The organism is Pseudomonas monteilii, assembly GCA_001534745.1.
Classification (GTDB): Bacteria; Pseudomonadota; Gammaproteobacteria; order Pseudomonadales; family Pseudomonadaceae; genus Aquipseudomonas; species Aquipseudomonas alabamensis.
In genome coordinates, this window is sequence record CP013997.1 from 963,694 (window position 1) to 978,326 (window position 14,633).

At 65.5% G+C, this 14,633-nt stretch carries 12 protein-coding genes; 10 read left to right on the forward strand and 2 right to left on the reverse strand.

Annotation, left to right across the window (positions count from 1 at the left end; all coding sequences use genetic code 11):
- Positions 1-70: 70 nt before the first annotated feature.
- Complete coding sequence (locus APT63_04380; protein AMA44913.1) at positions 71-1,360, forward strand: alpha-ketoglutarate permease; 1,290 nt, start codon at positions 71-73, stop codon at positions 1,358-1,360.
- Positions 1,361-1,671: 311 nt separating this feature from the next.
- Here APT63_04380 and gapA read toward each other — a convergent pair whose 3' ends face one another.
- Positions 1,672-2,676, reverse strand: a complete 1,005-nt coding sequence (gene gapA / locus APT63_04385) for a glyceraldehyde-3-phosphate dehydrogenase (GenBank protein AMA44914.1) — start codon at positions 2,674-2,676, stop codon at positions 1,672-1,674.
- Positions 2,677-2,936: 260 nt separating this feature from the next.
- Here gapA and APT63_04390 point away from each other — a divergent pair, with 260 nt between their 5' ends.
- The 9 genes from APT63_04390 (at position 2,937) to APT63_04430 (ending at position 13,696) form a co-directional block, all read left to right on the forward strand.
- The gene (locus tag APT63_04390; GenBank protein ID AMA44915.1) at positions 2,937-4,763 is read left to right on the forward strand and encodes a phosphogluconate dehydratase; all 1,827 of its coding nucleotides are present in this window, start codon (positions 2,937-2,939) and stop codon (positions 4,761-4,763) included.
- On the forward strand, positions 4,760-5,734 hold the full coding sequence (locus APT63_04395) for a glucokinase (protein AMA44916.1): 975 nt from the start codon (positions 4,760-4,762) through the stop codon (positions 5,732-5,734). The genes APT63_04390 and APT63_04395 overlap by 4 nt, the downstream gene beginning before the upstream one ends.
- 29 nt (positions 5,735-5,763) lie before the next feature.
- Positions 5,764-6,486 (forward strand): two-component system response regulator, encoded by a 723-nt coding sequence (locus tag APT63_04400; GenBank protein AMA44917.1) that lies wholly within the window; start codon positions 5,764-5,766, stop codon positions 6,484-6,486.
- Complete coding sequence (locus APT63_04405) at positions 6,467-7,912, forward strand: histidine kinase (protein ID AMA44918.1); 1,446 nt, start codon at positions 6,467-6,469, stop codon at positions 7,910-7,912. Before APT63_04400 ends, APT63_04405 begins: the two co-directional genes overlap by 20 nt.
- 171 nt (positions 7,913-8,083) lie before the next feature.
- Positions 8,084-9,346, forward strand: a complete 1,263-nt coding sequence (locus tag APT63_04410; GenBank protein AMA44919.1) for a sugar ABC transporter substrate-binding protein — start codon at positions 8,084-8,086, stop codon at positions 9,344-9,346.
- Positions 9,347-9,416: 70 nt separating this feature from the next.
- Positions 9,417-10,325 (forward strand): sugar ABC transporter permease, encoded by a 909-nt coding sequence (locus tag APT63_04415; GenBank protein ID AMA44920.1) that lies wholly within the window; start codon positions 9,417-9,419, stop codon positions 10,323-10,325.
- The gene (locus APT63_04420) at positions 10,318-11,154 is read left to right on the forward strand and encodes a sugar ABC transporter permease (protein AMA44921.1); all 837 of its coding nucleotides are present in this window, start codon (positions 10,318-10,320) and stop codon (positions 11,152-11,154) included. Before APT63_04415 ends, APT63_04420 begins: the two co-directional genes overlap by 8 nt.
- Before the next feature lie 3 nt (positions 11,155-11,157).
- Complete coding sequence (locus tag APT63_04425; protein AMA44922.1) at positions 11,158-12,312, forward strand: sugar ABC transporter ATP-binding protein; 1,155 nt, start codon at positions 11,158-11,160, stop codon at positions 12,310-12,312.
- 40 nt (positions 12,313-12,352) lie between these two features.
- Positions 12,353-13,696: a porin gene (locus tag APT63_04430; protein AMA44923.1), complete on the forward strand. Its 1,344-nt coding sequence runs from the start codon at positions 12,353-12,355 to the stop codon at positions 13,694-13,696.
- A gap of 8 nt (positions 13,697-13,704) precedes the next feature.
- Here APT63_04430 and APT63_04435 read toward each other — a convergent pair whose 3' ends face one another.
- The gene (locus APT63_04435) at positions 13,705-14,577 is read right to left on the reverse strand and encodes a transcriptional regulator (protein AMA44924.1); all 873 of its coding nucleotides are present in this window, start codon (positions 14,575-14,577) and stop codon (positions 13,705-13,707) included.
- Between the last annotated feature and the right edge of the window lie 56 nt (positions 14,578-14,633).

A 14,633-nucleotide genomic window follows, 5' to 3' on the forward strand; every position in this document is an offset into this window, starting at 1 on the left:
TGCCGCTGGGAACGGTGTTGTTACTAGTTGTGTCTAGACTCACACTATAACTATTCGGGAGCACCCCACCATGACCTCAACCTCTTATTCCCAGGACGAGCGCCGCAAGCGCATCTTCGCGATCGTGGGGGCCTCGTCGGGCAACCTGGTGGAGTGGTTCGACTTCTACGTCTATGCCTTCTGCGCCATCTACTTCGCGCCGGTGTTCTTCCCTTCGGACAATCCGACCGTGCAGCTGCTCAACACCGCCGGGGTGTTCGCGGCCGGCTTCCTGATGCGCCCGATCGGCGGCTGGATCTTCGGGCGCCTGGCCGATCGCCGCGGGCGCAAGCATTCGCTGATGATCTCGGTATTGATGATGTGCTTCGGCTCGCTGGTCATCGCCTGTCTGCCGACCTACGCCAGCATCGGGGCCTGGGCGCCGTTCCTGCTGCTGGTGGCGCGGTTGATCCAAGGTTTGTCGGTCGGCGGTGAGTACGGCACCACCGCCACCTACATGAGTGAAGTGGCTTTGCGTGGACAGCGCGGCTTCTTCGCTTCGTTCCAGTACGTCACCTTGATCGGTGGGCAATTGCTGGCGGTGCTGGTGGTGGTGATCCTGCAACAGCTGCTCACCGAGGAAGAACTGCGTGCCTGGGGCTGGCGCATCCCCTTCGTGGTCGGTGCCATCGCGGCGCTGATCTCGCTGATGCTGCGCCGCTCGCTGAAGGAGACCAGCAGCGCCGAAACCCGCCAGAGTGCCGATGCCGGCAGTGTCACCGGGCTGTTCCGCCACCATGGCGCCGCGTTCATCACGGTACTGGGCTACACCGCAGGCGGTTCGCTGATCTTCTACACCTTCACCACCTACATGCAGAAGTATCTGGTCAACACGGCGGGGATGCACGCCAAGGACGCCAGCTTCGTCATGACCGGCGCGCTGTTCCTGTTCATGTGCCTGCAGCCGCTGTTCGGCATGCTCTCCGACCGGATCGGCCGGCGCACCTCGATGCTGCTGTTCGGCGCGCTGGGGACCGTCTTCACCGTGCCGCTGCTGATGGCGCTCAAGACGGTGACCAGCCCGTTCATGGCCTTCGTGCTGGTCAGCCTGGCGCTGTGCATCGTCAGCTTCTACACCTCCATCAGCGGGCTGGTAAAGGCCGAGATGTTCCCGCCGCACGTGCGCGCGCTGGGCGTCGGCCTGGCCTATGCGGTGGCCAACGCCCTGTTCGGCGGTTCTGCCGAGTACGTGGCGCTGGGGCTCAAGTCCCTGGGGATGGAGAACACCTTCTACTGGTACGTCACGGCAATGATGGCGATCGCCTTCCTGTTCAGCCTGCGGCTGCCCAAGCAGGCCGAGTACCTGCATCACGATCATTGAGGGGTAGGGTGTTGGTCTGACCGACGCAGGGCTGCCTTGCAGCCCATCGCAGCCGGTTTGGCGCCGCTCCACGTGGGGGATTTTATGGCTTCTGCCAAGTGCCAATGTGGGCCCTGCGGGCCCAGTCGCGGCCGGTCCGGCGTCCCGGCAGGGGCCCCCCACAGGTGACCGCGATAGCCTGCAATCCCCCGGTGGGGCTACGGGTGTAGGAGCGGCCCCTGTGCCGCGATTGGGCCCGCAGGGCCCATGAAATCAGCCACGCCTTATCTCAGGCAGACCTGCCGTCAGCCGCCCTCATGCTTCAGCGCTTTTCATTCACCCGCACGCCACGCCGCCAGACAGGTGTCCAGCATCCGGTTGGAGAACCCCCACTCGTTGTCGTACCACGCCATGACCTTGAGCATCCTGCCGCTGATGCGGGTGTGATTGGCGTCGAAGATCGACGAACGAGGATCATGGTTGAAGTCGCAGGACACCAGCGGCAGGGTGTTGTAACCCAGCACCGGCGAATGCTCGCTGGCCTGTTTCAGCGCCTGGTTCACCGCATCGACCGTGGCCTCGCGTTCCAGGGTCACGGTCAGGTCCACCAGCGACACGTTGATCACCGGCACCCGCACCGCCATTCCGGTCAGGCGCCCCGCCAATTCCGGCAGCACCAGGCCCACCGCTTCGGCCGCACCGGTCTTGCTCGGGATCATCGACTGGGTGGCGGCGCGAGCGCGGTAGGGGTCCTTGTGGCTGACGTCGATCAGCACCTGGTCGTTGGTGAAGGCATGGATGGTGGTCATCAGGCCGTGCTCGATGCCGAACTCGCGGTGCAGCACCTGGGCCACCGGCGCCAGGCAGTTGGTCGTGCAGGACGCGTTGGAAATGATCTGGTGCGAGGCGCGCAGCTGGTCATGGTTGACCCCGTACACGATCGTCGCATCGGCGCCCTTGGCCGGTGCCGACACGATGACCTTGGCTGCCCCGGCAGTCAGGTGCGCCGCGGCCTTGTCGCGGTCGGTGAACAGCCCCGTGCACTCGAACACCACATCGATGCGCTCGTCCTTCCACGGCAGTTCGGCCGGGTTGCGGATGGCGCTGAAGGCGATGCGGTCGCCATTGACCGTCAGGCTCTCGTGGTCGGCGTGCACCTCGGCGTCGAACAGGCCGTGTACGCTGTCGTGCTTGAGCAGGTGGGCATTGACCGCGAGGTCGCCGAGGTCGTTGATGGCGACCACCTGCAGGTCCTGGCGATAGCCTTGGCTGTAGAGTGCGCGCAGGACGTTGCGTCCGATACGGCCGAATCCATTGATGGCGATGCGAAGTGTCATGGGCGATACCTCTGGCGAAGGGAAGAGAGCTGTGACAAGAATGTCGCGTCACTGAAACGATTTTGTTGTTGGAATTACAAGATTATTCGTTCAATGATAGAAAACAAGCCCCTGTGGTGGCAGAATTTTTATCAAACCTACAACGAGCAGTCGAGCACTTCAGGCTTACCGATGGTCCGGGCATCTGCTTTCTTGCCCTGGCGATGCGCGAGCCGGACGCTCAAGACCGCCCTGAACGTCAGCCTGGAGTCCAGACCATCATGCACCCGCGCATCCTTGAGGTTACCGAGCGACTGATCGCTCGCAGTCGTCGTACGCGTGAGCGTTACCTGTCGCTGATCGATGCCGCCGCCAGCGATGGCCCGGTCCGTGCCAGCCTGCAGTGCGCCAACTTCGCCCATGGCGTGGCCGGTTGCGGCGGCGAGGACAAGCAACGGCTGCGGCTGATGAACGCCGCCAACGTCGCCATCGTCTCGGCCTACAACGACATGCTTTCGGCGCACCAGCCCTACCAGTACTTTCCCGAGCAGATCAAGCAGGCACTGCGCGAGATCGGTTCGGTCGGCCAGTTCGCCGGCGGCGTGCCGGCCATGTGCGATGGCGTGACCCAGGGCGAGCCAGGCATGGAGCTGGCGATCGCCAGCCGCGAAGTCATCGCCATGTCCACCGCCATCGCGCTGTCGCACAACCTGTTCGATGCCACCTTGCTGCTGGGTATCTGCGACAAGATCGTCCCGGGTCTAATGATGGGGGCCTTGCGCTTTGGGCACCTGCCGACGGTCTTCGTTCCAGGCGGTCCCATGCCGTCGGGACTGTCCAACAAGGAGAAGGCCGACGTCCGCCAGCGCTACGCCGAGGGCAAGGCCAGCCGTGAGGAATTGCTCGAAGCGGAGATGCAGTCCTACCACAGCCCCGGCACCTGCACCTTCTACGGCACGGCCAACACCAACCAGCTGCTGATGGAGGTGATGGGCCTGCATCTGCCCGGCGCTTCCTTCGTCAACCCTTACACGCCACTGCGCGACGCGCTCACTGCCGAGGCCGCGCGGCAGGTCACGCGCCTGACCAAGGCCGGTGGCGCGTTCACACCCCTGGGGCGGATCGTCGACGAGAAGTCGATGGTCAACGCCATCGTCGCGCTGCATGCCACCGGCGGCTCGACCAACCACACCCTGCACCTGCCGGCCATGGCCCAGGCCGCCGGCCTGCAGCTCACCTGGCAGGACATGGCCGATTTGTCCGAGGTGGTGCCGACCCTGGCGCACGTCTATCCCAACGGCAAGGCCGACATCAACCACTTCCAGGCCGCCGGTGGCATGGCCTTCCTGATCGGCCAACTGCTCGATGCCGGTCTCCTGCACGAAGACGTGCAGACCGTGGTCGGCCCTGGTCTGCGCCGCTACACCCAGGAGCCGTTCCTCGATGAAGGGCGCCTGGTCTGGCGCGACGGGCCGCGGGACAGCCTCGACGAAAGCATCCTGCGCCCAGTGGCGCGGCCGTTCTCCGCCGAGGGTGGGTTGCGGGTGATGCAGGGCAACCTGGGCCGGGGCGTGATGAAGGTGTCCGCAGTCGCGCCCGAGCACCGGGTGGTCGAGGCGCCTGCGCGGGTCTTCCATGATCAGCAGTCGCTGGCCGACGCGTTCAAGGCGGGCGAGCTGGAGTGTGATTTCGTCGCGGTGGTGCGCTTCCAGGGTCCGCGCAGCAACGGCATGCCCGAGTTGCACAAGCTCACGCCGTTCCTCGGCGTGCTGCAGGACCGCGGCTTCAAGGTCGCGCTGGTGACCGATGGGCGCATGTCCGGTGCCTCCGGCAAGATCCCGGCAGCGATCCACGTCTGTCCGGAGGCGTATGACGGTGGCCTGCTGGCAAAAGTCCGTGATGGTGATAGGGTGCGCGTAGACGGTGCCGAAGGCACGCTGCAGGTTCTGGTGTCGGCCGAGGAACTGGCCGCACGTGACATGCCACCCACACCCACCGGGAACGACCTGGGATGCGGGCGCGAGCTCTTCGGTTTCATGCGCGTGGCCTTCAGCTCGGCGGAGCAGGGCGCCAGCGCCTTTACTTCGGCCCTGGAGAATCTGGAATGAAAGCCCTGCTGGTAGGCGACATCGGAGGGACCAACGCACGTTTCGCACTCTGGCAAGACCATCGACTGCACGCGGTGCAGGTGTTCCCGACGGCCGAACATGACAGCGTCGAGGACGCCATCGAGCTGTACCTCGAACAGCAGGGCATCGCCCGGGGCGGTCTGGCGGCCGTGTGCCTGGCGGTGGCCGGGCCGGTCGAAGGGGACGAGTTCCACTTCACCAACAACCCCTGGCGCATCCAGCGCGATGGCTTCTGCACGCGTCTGGCCGTCGAGCACTTGCTGCTGATCAACGACTTCTCCGCCATGGCCCTGGGCATGACCTGCCTGGCGCCGGACGAGTATCAATCGATCCGGGAAGGCCAGGCCGACCTGACACGTCCGGCACTGGTGATCGGGCCCGGCACCGGCCTGGGGGTGGCGGGGCTGCTGCACCTGGATGGGCGCCGCTGGCTGGCGCTGCCAGGGGAGGGCGGGCATGTCGACCTGCCGGTGAGCAACGTGCGCGAAGCCGCGATCCATCAGCAACTGCACGCTAGCCTGGGGCACGTCAGCGCCGAGCACGTGCTCAGTGGCGGCGGCCTGGTGCGCCTGTACGAGGCCATGTGTGCCCTGGATGGCGACCGACCCCGGCACGACTCGCCTGCGCAGATCACCGACGCCGCGCTGGGGGGCGAACCCCGGGCGCTGGCGGTGGTCGAGCAGTTCTGCCGCTTCTTCGGCCGGGTGGTCGGCAACCATGTGCTGACCCTCGGCGCGCGGGGTGGGGTGTACATCGTCGGCGGCGTCATTCCGCGCTTCGTCGAGCTGTTCCGCCAGAGCGGCTTCGCCGACAGCCTGTGCGACAAAGGGGTGATGGGCGATTATTTCGAAGGCATCCCGATCTGGCTGGTGACGGCGCCGTTCTCAGGCCTGCTGGGGGCCGGCGTCGCCTTGCAACAATCGCTCGACCATGGGTCACAGCGGGCGTAGACCCGCGTGCTTGTCAAAGGGAGTTAACGTTGAGCACTGCCGGACATTCGATTCTATTGGTCGACGATGACCAGGAGATTCGCGAACTGCTGCACACCTACCTCAGCCGTGCCGGCTTCGAGGTGCATGCCGTCGCCGACGGCCAGGCGTTTCGCCAGGCACTCGACACAGGGCACTGCGACCTGGTGATCCTGGACGTGATGCTGCCCGACGAGGATGGCTTCAGCCTGTGTCGGTGGACCCGCCAGCACCCCCGGCGGGGCCAGGTGCCGATCATCATGCTGACCGCCAGCTCCGATGAAGCCGACCGCGTCATCGGCCTGGAGCTGGGGGCCGACGACTACCTGGGCAAGCCGTTCAGCCCACGCGAGCTGCAAGCTCGGATCAAGGCTCTGCTGCGTCGCTCGTCGTTCGCCCGCGACACCGGCTCGGCAGTGCTGATCTTCGATGACTGGCGCCTGGATACGGTCAGCCACCGGTTGTTCCACCGCGATGGCGAGGAAGTGCTGCTGTCCGGGGCGGACTTCGCCTTGCTCAAGCTGTTTCTCGAGCGCCCGCAGCAGATCCTCGACCGCGACACCATCGGCAACGTGACCCGTGGTCGCGAGCCGATGCCCCTGGACCGCGTGGTGGACATGGCGGTACGCCGCCTGCGTCAGCGCCTGCGCGACGTGGACCGGCCTGCACGGCTGATCCGTACCGTACGCGGGAGTGGCTACCTGCTGGCCGCGCATGTCAGCACCGGTCGCTGAACGTCGCTGGCGCCTGCTGCCGCGTTCGTTGCTGGGGCGCATGCTGCTGCTGACGCTGCTGGTGGTGGCGCTCGCCCAAGGGCTTTCGAGCCTGGTCTGGGTCTCGCAATGGCGCGCCAGCCAGGTGCAGGGGCTGCAGGCCAGCGCCGGCAGTCTGGCCCATTCCATGGGCGCCAGCGCCAGTTACCTGCGCTCGCTGCCGGTGGCCTACCGGCCCATGGTGCTGGACCAGTTGCGGCACATGGGCGGCACACGCTTCTTCGTCTCGCTCAACCAGCACGCGTTGCAGATGCGCACGTTGCCGGCGACGCCACGCAAGCAGGCCGTGATCGACGTGTTTCGTCAGGTGCTGAGCCAGCGCCTGGGCGAGGGTGTGCAGTTCGAGGTGAACTTCGTCAGCCCCGGCGAGCTGCGCATCTTCAACAGCGGCCTGCGCCTGGACGAGCTGCCACGCTCCTGGGCGCACTATTCCCTGACCCTGGAGCCGCTCGACCCGCCCGTACTGGTCACCCAGATCCGCCTGGCCGAGAGCGAGTGGCTGTACATCGCTTCGCTGCTGCCGGCGCCCTACACCGAGCCGGAGCCGCCCGACCTGCCACGTCAGCAATTGCTGTTCATGGTCATCACCAGCGTGCTGCTGTTGCTGTTCATCGGCCTGCTGGTGCACTGGCAGAGCCGCCCGCTCAAGCGCCTGGCCCGCGCGGCACGGGACATGTCGCTCAGCGGCGAGGTGGCACCGATACCGGTGGGTGGCGGCAGCGAGGTGGCGGACGTGGCGCGGGCCTTCAACAGCATGAGCGAGCGCATCACCCGCTACCTGACCGAGCGGGGCCAGTTGTTCAGCGCGATCTCCCACGACCTGCGCACGCCGATCACCCGCCTGCGGCTGCGGGTCGAGCTGCTCGAGGACGAACAGGTGCAGGCCCGTTTCACCCGCGACCTCGACGAGCTGGAACTGCTGGTCAAGGGTGCGCTGCAATGCGTGAAGGACACCGACATCCACGAGAACATCGAGCCGGTGGACCTCGACCACGTGTTGCAGCTGCTGGCCGAGCCTTACCTGGAGGACGGGCGCGTCACCTTGGAGGGCCGCAGCCTGTCAGCGTATCCCGGCAAGCCTTTGGCGCTGCGGCGCTGCATCGGCAACCTGATCGACAACGCCATCAAGTACGGCGAACGTGCCCACCTGCGGGTGCTCGACAGCCCCAGCGGTTTCGTCCTGCAGGTCGACGACCAGGGGCCGGGCGTGCCGGCCCAGCAACTGGAGCAGGTCTTCGAGCCCCATGTCCGTCTGGGCCAGCAGCAGCAAGGGTATGGCCTGGGGCTGGGCATCGCGCGCAACATCGCCCACAGCCACGGCGGCGAAGTGAGCCTGCTCAACCTGCGCCAGGGCGGCCTGCGCGTGACCTTGAGCCTGCCCCGGTGAGTCATGGGCCATTGGCCATGCAATGTCACCATCCTGTGACATTTCTCCAACCTTTCGTGACCTGGCAGCTGTGTTGGCGTGGTTAGACTCTTTGCCCAATACCGGCCATGCCGTCATGGCCTGAATCGTTCGCTCGAAACGACTTCGCATAACAACAACAAGGTATTGCCCATGACTACGTTCACTCGTATCGCTGCTGCCATTTCCCTCGCTTCGCTGATGCCTCTGGCGGCCTTCGCCGACGACCAGGGCACCGTCGAGGTGCTGCACTGGTGGACTTCTGGCGGTGAAGCCGCCGCCGTCAAGACCCTCAAGGACCAGATCGTCAAGGATGGTTTCACCTGGAAGGACAATGCCGTCGCCGGTGGCGGTGGTGCGGCGGCCATGACCGTGCTCAAGACCCGCGCGGTCGCCGGCAACCCGCCTGCCGCCGCCCAGATCAAGGGGCCGGACATCCAGGAGTGGGGCGCCCTTGGCCTGCTCACCAACCTGGACGAGGTCGCCAAGGCCAACCAGTGGGACGCGCTGCTGCCGGCCAAGGTCGCCGGCATCATGAAGTACGACGGTCACTACGTGGCCGTGCCGGTGAACATCCACCGGGCCAACTGGCTGTGGATCAACCCGGCCGTCTTCGAAAAGGCCGGCGCCAGCGTGCCGACCACCCTCGACGAACTGTTCGTCGCCGCCGACAAGCTCAAGGCCGCCGGCTTCCAGCCGCTGGCCCACGGCGGCCAACCCTGGCAGGACAGCACGGTATTCGAAGACGTGGTGCTGAGTGTGCTGGGGCCGGTCGGCTACCACCGTGCATTCGTCGATCTCGACCCCGAGACCCTAACCGGTCCGGACATGGTCAAGGCCTTCAGCGTCCTGCAACGGCTCGGCACCTACATGGACCCGAACCGCGCCGGGCGTGACTGGAACATCGCCGCCGCCGAGGTCATCAACGGCAAGGCCGGCATGCAGATCATGGGCGACTGGGCCAAGAGCGAGTGGACCGCCGCCGGCAAGGTAGCGGGCAAGGACTATCAGTGCGTACCGTTCCCCGGCACCCAGGGCAGCTTCACCTACAACATCGATTCGCTGGCCATGTTCCAGCTCAAGAACGACAAAGACATCGCCGCGCAGAACGACCTGGCCAAGGTCGCCCTGGAACCTGCCTTCCAGACCGCCTTCAACCAGGCCAAGGGTTCGTTGCCGGTGCGCCAGGACATGGCCATGGACGCCTTCGACGCCTGCACCCAGCAGTCCTCCAAGGACTTCAAGCAGGCCGAGCAGGGCGATGGCCTGCAGCCGAGCATGGCGCACAACATGGCCTCCTCGCTGGCCGTGCAGGGCGCCATCTTCGATGTGGTCACCAACTTCATGAACGATCCCAAGGCCGACCCGGCCAAGGCCGCTCAGCAGCTGAACGCGGCGATCAAGGCCGCGCGCTGACGCGTTCGCGTGACGGGTGCGTGACGGCTTGACGCCGCGCACCCTGCCTCTCGTTTCTGGAGATCCGAGCATGACCACAGTCGCCGCCCCGTCGCGGGCCGCACCCCTGGACGCGTTGCAGCGCTGGCTACCGAAACTGGTGCTGGCGCCCAGCATGCTGATCGTCCTGGTGGGCTTTTACGGTTACATCCTCTGGACACTGGTGTTGTCCTTCACCCGCTCGACCTTCATGCCCAACTACCGGTGGGCAGGGTTCGAGCAGTACATCAAGTTGCTGGGCAACGACCGTTGGTGGGTCGCCAGCAAGAACCTGCTGGTGTTCGGCAGCCTGTTCATCGGCATCAGCCTGGTGATCGGCGTGGTCCTGGCCGTGCTGCTGGACCAGCGCATCCGCCGGGAAGGGTTCATCCGCACGGTGTACCTCTATCCCATGGCGCTGTCGATGATCGTCACCGGCACCGCCTGGCAGTGGTTGCTCAACCCAGGCCTGGGCCTGGACAAGCTGCTGCGCGACTGGGGCTGGGAAGGCTTTCGCTTCGACTGGCTGGTCGACCCGGACCGGGTCATCTACTGCCTGGTGATCGCCGCGGTCTGGCAGGCGTCGGGTTTCGTCATGGCGCTGTTCCTGGCCGGCTTGCGCGGTGTCGACCCCTCGATCGTGCGCGCAGCGCAGATCGATGGTGCCAGCCTGCCACGCATCTACCTGCGCATCGTCCTGCCGAGCCTGCGCCCGGTGTTCTTCAGCGCGGTGATGATCCTGGCGCACATCGCCATCAAGAGTTTCGACCTGGTGGCGGCGATGACCGCAGGCGGGCCGGGCTACGCCTCGGACCTGCCGGCAATGTTCATGTACTCGTTCACCTTCAGCCGCGGGCAGATGGGCATGGGTTCGGCCAGCGCGATCCTGATGCTCGCCGCGATCCTGGCCATCCTCGTGCCGTATCTGTACTCCGAACTCAGGAACAAGCGCCATGACTAGTCTTCGCTGGTACGCCCCCAGCCGCCTGGCCATCCATGCCACCTTGCTGGCGGCCTGCGCCCTCTACCTGATCCCCTTGGTGGTGATGCTGCTGACCAGCGTCAAGTCGCCCGAGGACATCCGCACCGGCAACCTGCTGAGCTGGCCCGACGTGATCACCGGGATCGGCTGGCTGAAAGCCTGGGACGCGGTGAACGGGCACTTCTGGAACTCGGTGAAGATCACCGTGCCTGCCGTGCTGATCTCCACGCTGGTCGGTGCCCTGAACGGCTACGTGCTGTCGATGTGGCGCTTTCGTGGCTCGCAGGTGTTCTTCGGCCTGCTGCTGTTCGGCTGCTTCCTGCCGTTCCAGACCGTCCTGCTGCCGGCGTCCTTCACCCTCGGCAAGCTGGGCCTGGCCAGCAGCACGCTCGGCCTGGTGCTGGTGCACGTGGTCTACGGCCTGGCCTTCACCACCCTGTTCTTCCGCAACTACTACTGCAGCGTGCCGCTGGCGCTGGTGCAGGCAGCGCGGCTGGATGGCGCGGGGTTCTTCACCATCTTCACGCGCATCCTGCTGCCGATGTCGTTGCCGATCATCATGGTGTGCCTGATCTGGCAGTTCACCCAGATCTGGAACGACTTCCTGTTCGGCGTGGTGTTCGCCAGCGGCGATGCGCAACCGATCACCGTGGCCTTGAACAACCTGGTCAACACCAGCACCGGGGTCAAGGAATACAACGTCGACATGGCAGCGGCACTGATCGCCGGGTTACCGACCCTGCTGGTCTACGTCGTGGCTGGCAAATATTTCCTGCGCGGCCTCACCGCCGGCGCGGTCAAGGGGTGAGACATGGCACGGCTCGAATTACGCAACGTCAACAAACACTACGGTAGCGGCCTGCCGGACACGCTCAAGGCGATCGATCTGGCGATCGACTCCGGCGAGTTCCTGATCCTGGTCGGCCCCTCCGGCTGCGGCAAGTCGACCCTGATGAACTGCATCGCCGGGCTCGAGGACATCAGCGGTGGCGCCATCCTGGTCGACGGCGCCGACATCAGCGGCATGAGCCCCAAGGACCGCGACATCGCGATGGTCTTCCAGTCCTACGCGCTGTACCCGACCATGAGCGTGCGCGACAACATTGCCTTCGGCCTGAAGATCCGCAAGATGCCCAAGGCCGAGATCGACGCCGAGGTGGACCGGGTCGCACGGCTGCTGCAGATCGAACACCTCCTGGCCCGCAAGCCCGGCCAGCTGTCGGGCGGCCAGCAGCAGCGAGTGGCCATGGGCCGGGCCCTGGCCCGCCGGCCGAAGATCTACCTGTTCGACGAACCGCTGTCGAACCTGGATGCCAAGCTGCGGGTGGAGATGCGCACCGAGATCAAGCTGATGCACCAGCGGCTCAGGACCACCACCGTCTACGTGACCCACGACCAGATCGAGGCGATGACACTGGGCGACAAGGTGGCGGTGATGAAGGATGGTATCATCCAGCAGTTCGGCACGCCCCGCGACATTTATACCAACCCTGCCAACCTGTTCGTGGCCAGCTTCATCGGCTCGCCGCCGATGAACTTCATTCCTGCGACCTTGCACGAGCGCGACGGTCTGGCGTTGGCGAGGTTGGACAGTGGCCAGGGGCTGCACGAATTGCCACTTGGGCGCATGACGCCCGAACTACGAGAACGAACGGTCACCTTGGGTATCCGCCCAGAACAGATCAGCACCAGCCTGGGACAGGGCACTGCCTTGCCCGGCATTCGCGCGCGCGTCCAGGTCACCGAGCCCACAGGCCCGGACCTGCTGGCATTCGTCACGCTCAATGACACCAAGGTCTGCTGTCGCCTGGCGCCGGATGTGGCCTGTCAGGCGGGCGATGACCTGGACCTGGCGCTCGACGCCAGCAAGGTATTGCTGTTCGACAGCGTCACCGGCGAGCGCTTGCGCCATTCGCCCGAGCTGTCGACCGAGCAGGGCGCGGCCCCGGTGCAACAGGGCTGCTGATACGCGTTGGGATACCCATAACAAGAAGAGGAAACACATCATGGAGCAGTGCAAACGCATGGGGGCGCTGGGAGCGCTGGGTCTGCTGGGCATCATCGCCAGCGGCGAAGCTCAGGCATTCGAACCGTTCGCGACGGATTCACCCTGGATGAGCGGGGATTGGGGCGGCACCCGCACCGAGTTGATCGAGAAGGGGTACAACTTCAGCCTGCAGTACGTGGGCGAGGCAGCGACCAACGTGCATGGCGGTTACGACCATGACCGCACGGCACGCTACAGCGACCAGTTCGCCTTCGGCCTGCTGACGGACCTGGACAAGATGCTGGGCTGGCAGAATGCCGAGTTCAAGATCGCCGTCACCGAGCGCAGCGGGCGCAACCTGTCCAATGACCGCATCGGCGATCCGCGCGCGGGCCACTTGAGCTCGGTGCAGGAAGTGTGGGGGCGTGGCCAGACCTGGCGTCTGACGCAGATGTGGTTCCGCCAGACCTACCTGGACGGCGCCCTGGACCTCAAGGTCGGGCGCTACGGGCCAGGCGAGGAGTTCAACAGCTTCCCGTGCGAGTTCCAGAACTTGGCGCTGTGCGGCTCCCAGGTCGGCAACTGGGTCGGCGACATCTGGTACAACTGGCCCGTGAGCCAGTGGGGCGGGCGCCTGAAGTACAACGTCTCGCCCGAGCTGGCGGTACAGGTAGGGGTGTTCGAGCAGAACCCGTCCAACCTCGAAACCGGCAACGGCTTCAAGCTGAGCGGCAGCGGCAGTCGCGGCACGATCGTGCCGGTCGAACTGATCTGGTCCCCGCGTCCGGGTGGGTTGCCGGGCGAGTACCGCCTGGGCTACTACCGCAGCAGCGCGTCGGCGGACGATCTGCACAAGGACGTCGACGGTCAGGAGCAGGCGCTCACCGGCAAGGCCTTCAAGTCCCATGGCAGCAAGCACGGGGCGTGGTTGGTCGCACAGCAGCAGCTGACCTCCCGGGCGTCGGACGCCAGCCGTGGCCTGAGCGTGTTCGCCAACGCCACCGTGCACGACAAGTCGACCAACCTGATCGACAACTACCAGCAGCTCGGCGTGCTCTATACCGGCGCCTTCGATGCCCGTCCCAAGGACGTGATCGGTCTGGGCGTGGCCCGCATCCATGTCAACGAGGATGTGCGCAAGCGGGCCACGCTGCTCAACACCCTCAGTGGCATCGACGACTACGACAACCCCGGGTTCGTGCCGCTGCGCGGCAGCGAATACGACGCCGAACTCTACTATGGCGTGCACGTCACCGATTGGCTGACCGTGCGCCCCAACGTGCAGTTCATCAAGCGTCCCGGCGGTGTCAGCCAGGTCGATGACGCCTGGGTCATGGGCCTGAAGGTCTCCTCGACCTTCTGAGTGACCTTTCAGCCAAGGTCGCTATCCTCGACGGGGTAGCGACTGGCGTTGAGGCTTTCCTTGATCTTGCGCAGGTGTGGCTGGAAATCCACGCCACGGCGCAGGGTCATGCCGGTGGCCAGCACATCGAGCACGGTCAGCTGGATGATGCGCGAGGTCATCGGCATGTAGATGTCGGTGTCTTCGGGCAGCGGGATGTGCAGGCTCAGGCTGCAGGCCTGGGACAGCGGCGAACCGGCCGCGGTCAGGCCAAGCACCGAGGCGCCGTTTTCCCGGGCGAGCCGTGCCACGTCCACCAGCTCGCGCGTGCGGCCGGTGTAGGAAATGATCACGAACAGATCCCCCGTGTGCGCCACTGAAGCCAGCATTCGCTGCATCAGCACGTCAGCGTGGGCGGAGACCGCCAGGTTGAAGCGGAAGAACTTGTGCTGGGCATCCAGGGCCACCGGCGCCGAAGCACCCAGGCCGAAGAAATGGATCTGCCGCGCCTGGATCATCATGTCCACCGCACGGCTGACCTGCTGCGGGTCGAGCTGCTGGCAGGCGCTGTCCAGCGACGCGATGGCGCTGCCGAAGATCTTCTGCGTGTAGGCCGCCGGATCGTCGTCCTCGGCGACCGCACGGCTCACGTAGGCCGCGCCGCTGGCCAGGCTCTGGGCCAGTTGCAGCTTGAGTTCGGGGTAGCCGCTGACGCCGAAGGAGCGGCAGAAACGGTTGACGGTCGGTTCGCTGACCTTCGCCGCCTGGGCCAGCGCCGCGATGCTGAAGCGCGTGGCTTGCTGGGGGTTGAGCAGGATGACTTCGGCCACCTTGCGTTCGGCCTTGTTCAGTTCCTCGAGGCGTCCCTGGATCTGTTCCAGGAGATTTCGCACACGGTCCATGGGGTGTCCTTGAGTCGAGAGGCGACCGACTGGCGAAGCAGCGGGCCGTTTGTGAG

Excerpts from the sequence above, each read along its gene's own strand:
- APT63_04380 (AMA44913.1), top strand. The coding sequence starts at position 71 with ATGACCTCAACCTCTTATTCCCAGGACGAGCGCCGCAAGCGCATCTTC.
- gapA (AMA44914.1), bottom strand. The coding sequence starts at position 2,676 with ATGACACTTCGCATCGCCATCAATGGATTCGGCCGTATCGGACGCAAC.
- APT63_04390 (AMA44915.1), top strand. The coding sequence starts at position 2,937 with ATGCACCCGCGCATCCTTGAGGTTACCGAGCGACTGATCGCTCGCAGT.
- APT63_04395 (AMA44916.1), top strand. The coding sequence starts at position 4,760 with ATGAAAGCCCTGCTGGTAGGCGACATCGGAGGGACCAACGCACGTTTC.
- APT63_04405 (AMA44918.1), top strand. The coding sequence starts at position 6,467 with ATGTCAGCACCGGTCGCTGAACGTCGCTGGCGCCTGCTGCCGCGTTCG.
- APT63_04410 (AMA44919.1), top strand. The coding sequence starts at position 8,084 with ATGACTACGTTCACTCGTATCGCTGCTGCCATTTCCCTCGCTTCGCTG.
- APT63_04415 (AMA44920.1), top strand. The coding sequence starts at position 9,417 with ATGACCACAGTCGCCGCCCCGTCGCGGGCCGCACCCCTGGACGCGTTG.
- APT63_04420 (AMA44921.1), top strand. The coding sequence starts at position 10,318 with ATGACTAGTCTTCGCTGGTACGCCCCCAGCCGCCTGGCCATCCATGCC.
- APT63_04425 (AMA44922.1), top strand. The coding sequence starts at position 11,158 with ATGGCACGGCTCGAATTACGCAACGTCAACAAACACTACGGTAGCGGC.
- APT63_04430 (AMA44923.1), top strand. The coding sequence starts at position 12,353 with ATGGAGCAGTGCAAACGCATGGGGGCGCTGGGAGCGCTGGGTCTGCTG.
- APT63_04435 (AMA44924.1), bottom strand. The coding sequence starts at position 14,577 with ATGGACCGTGTGCGAAATCTCCTGGAACAGATCCAGGGACGCCTCGAG.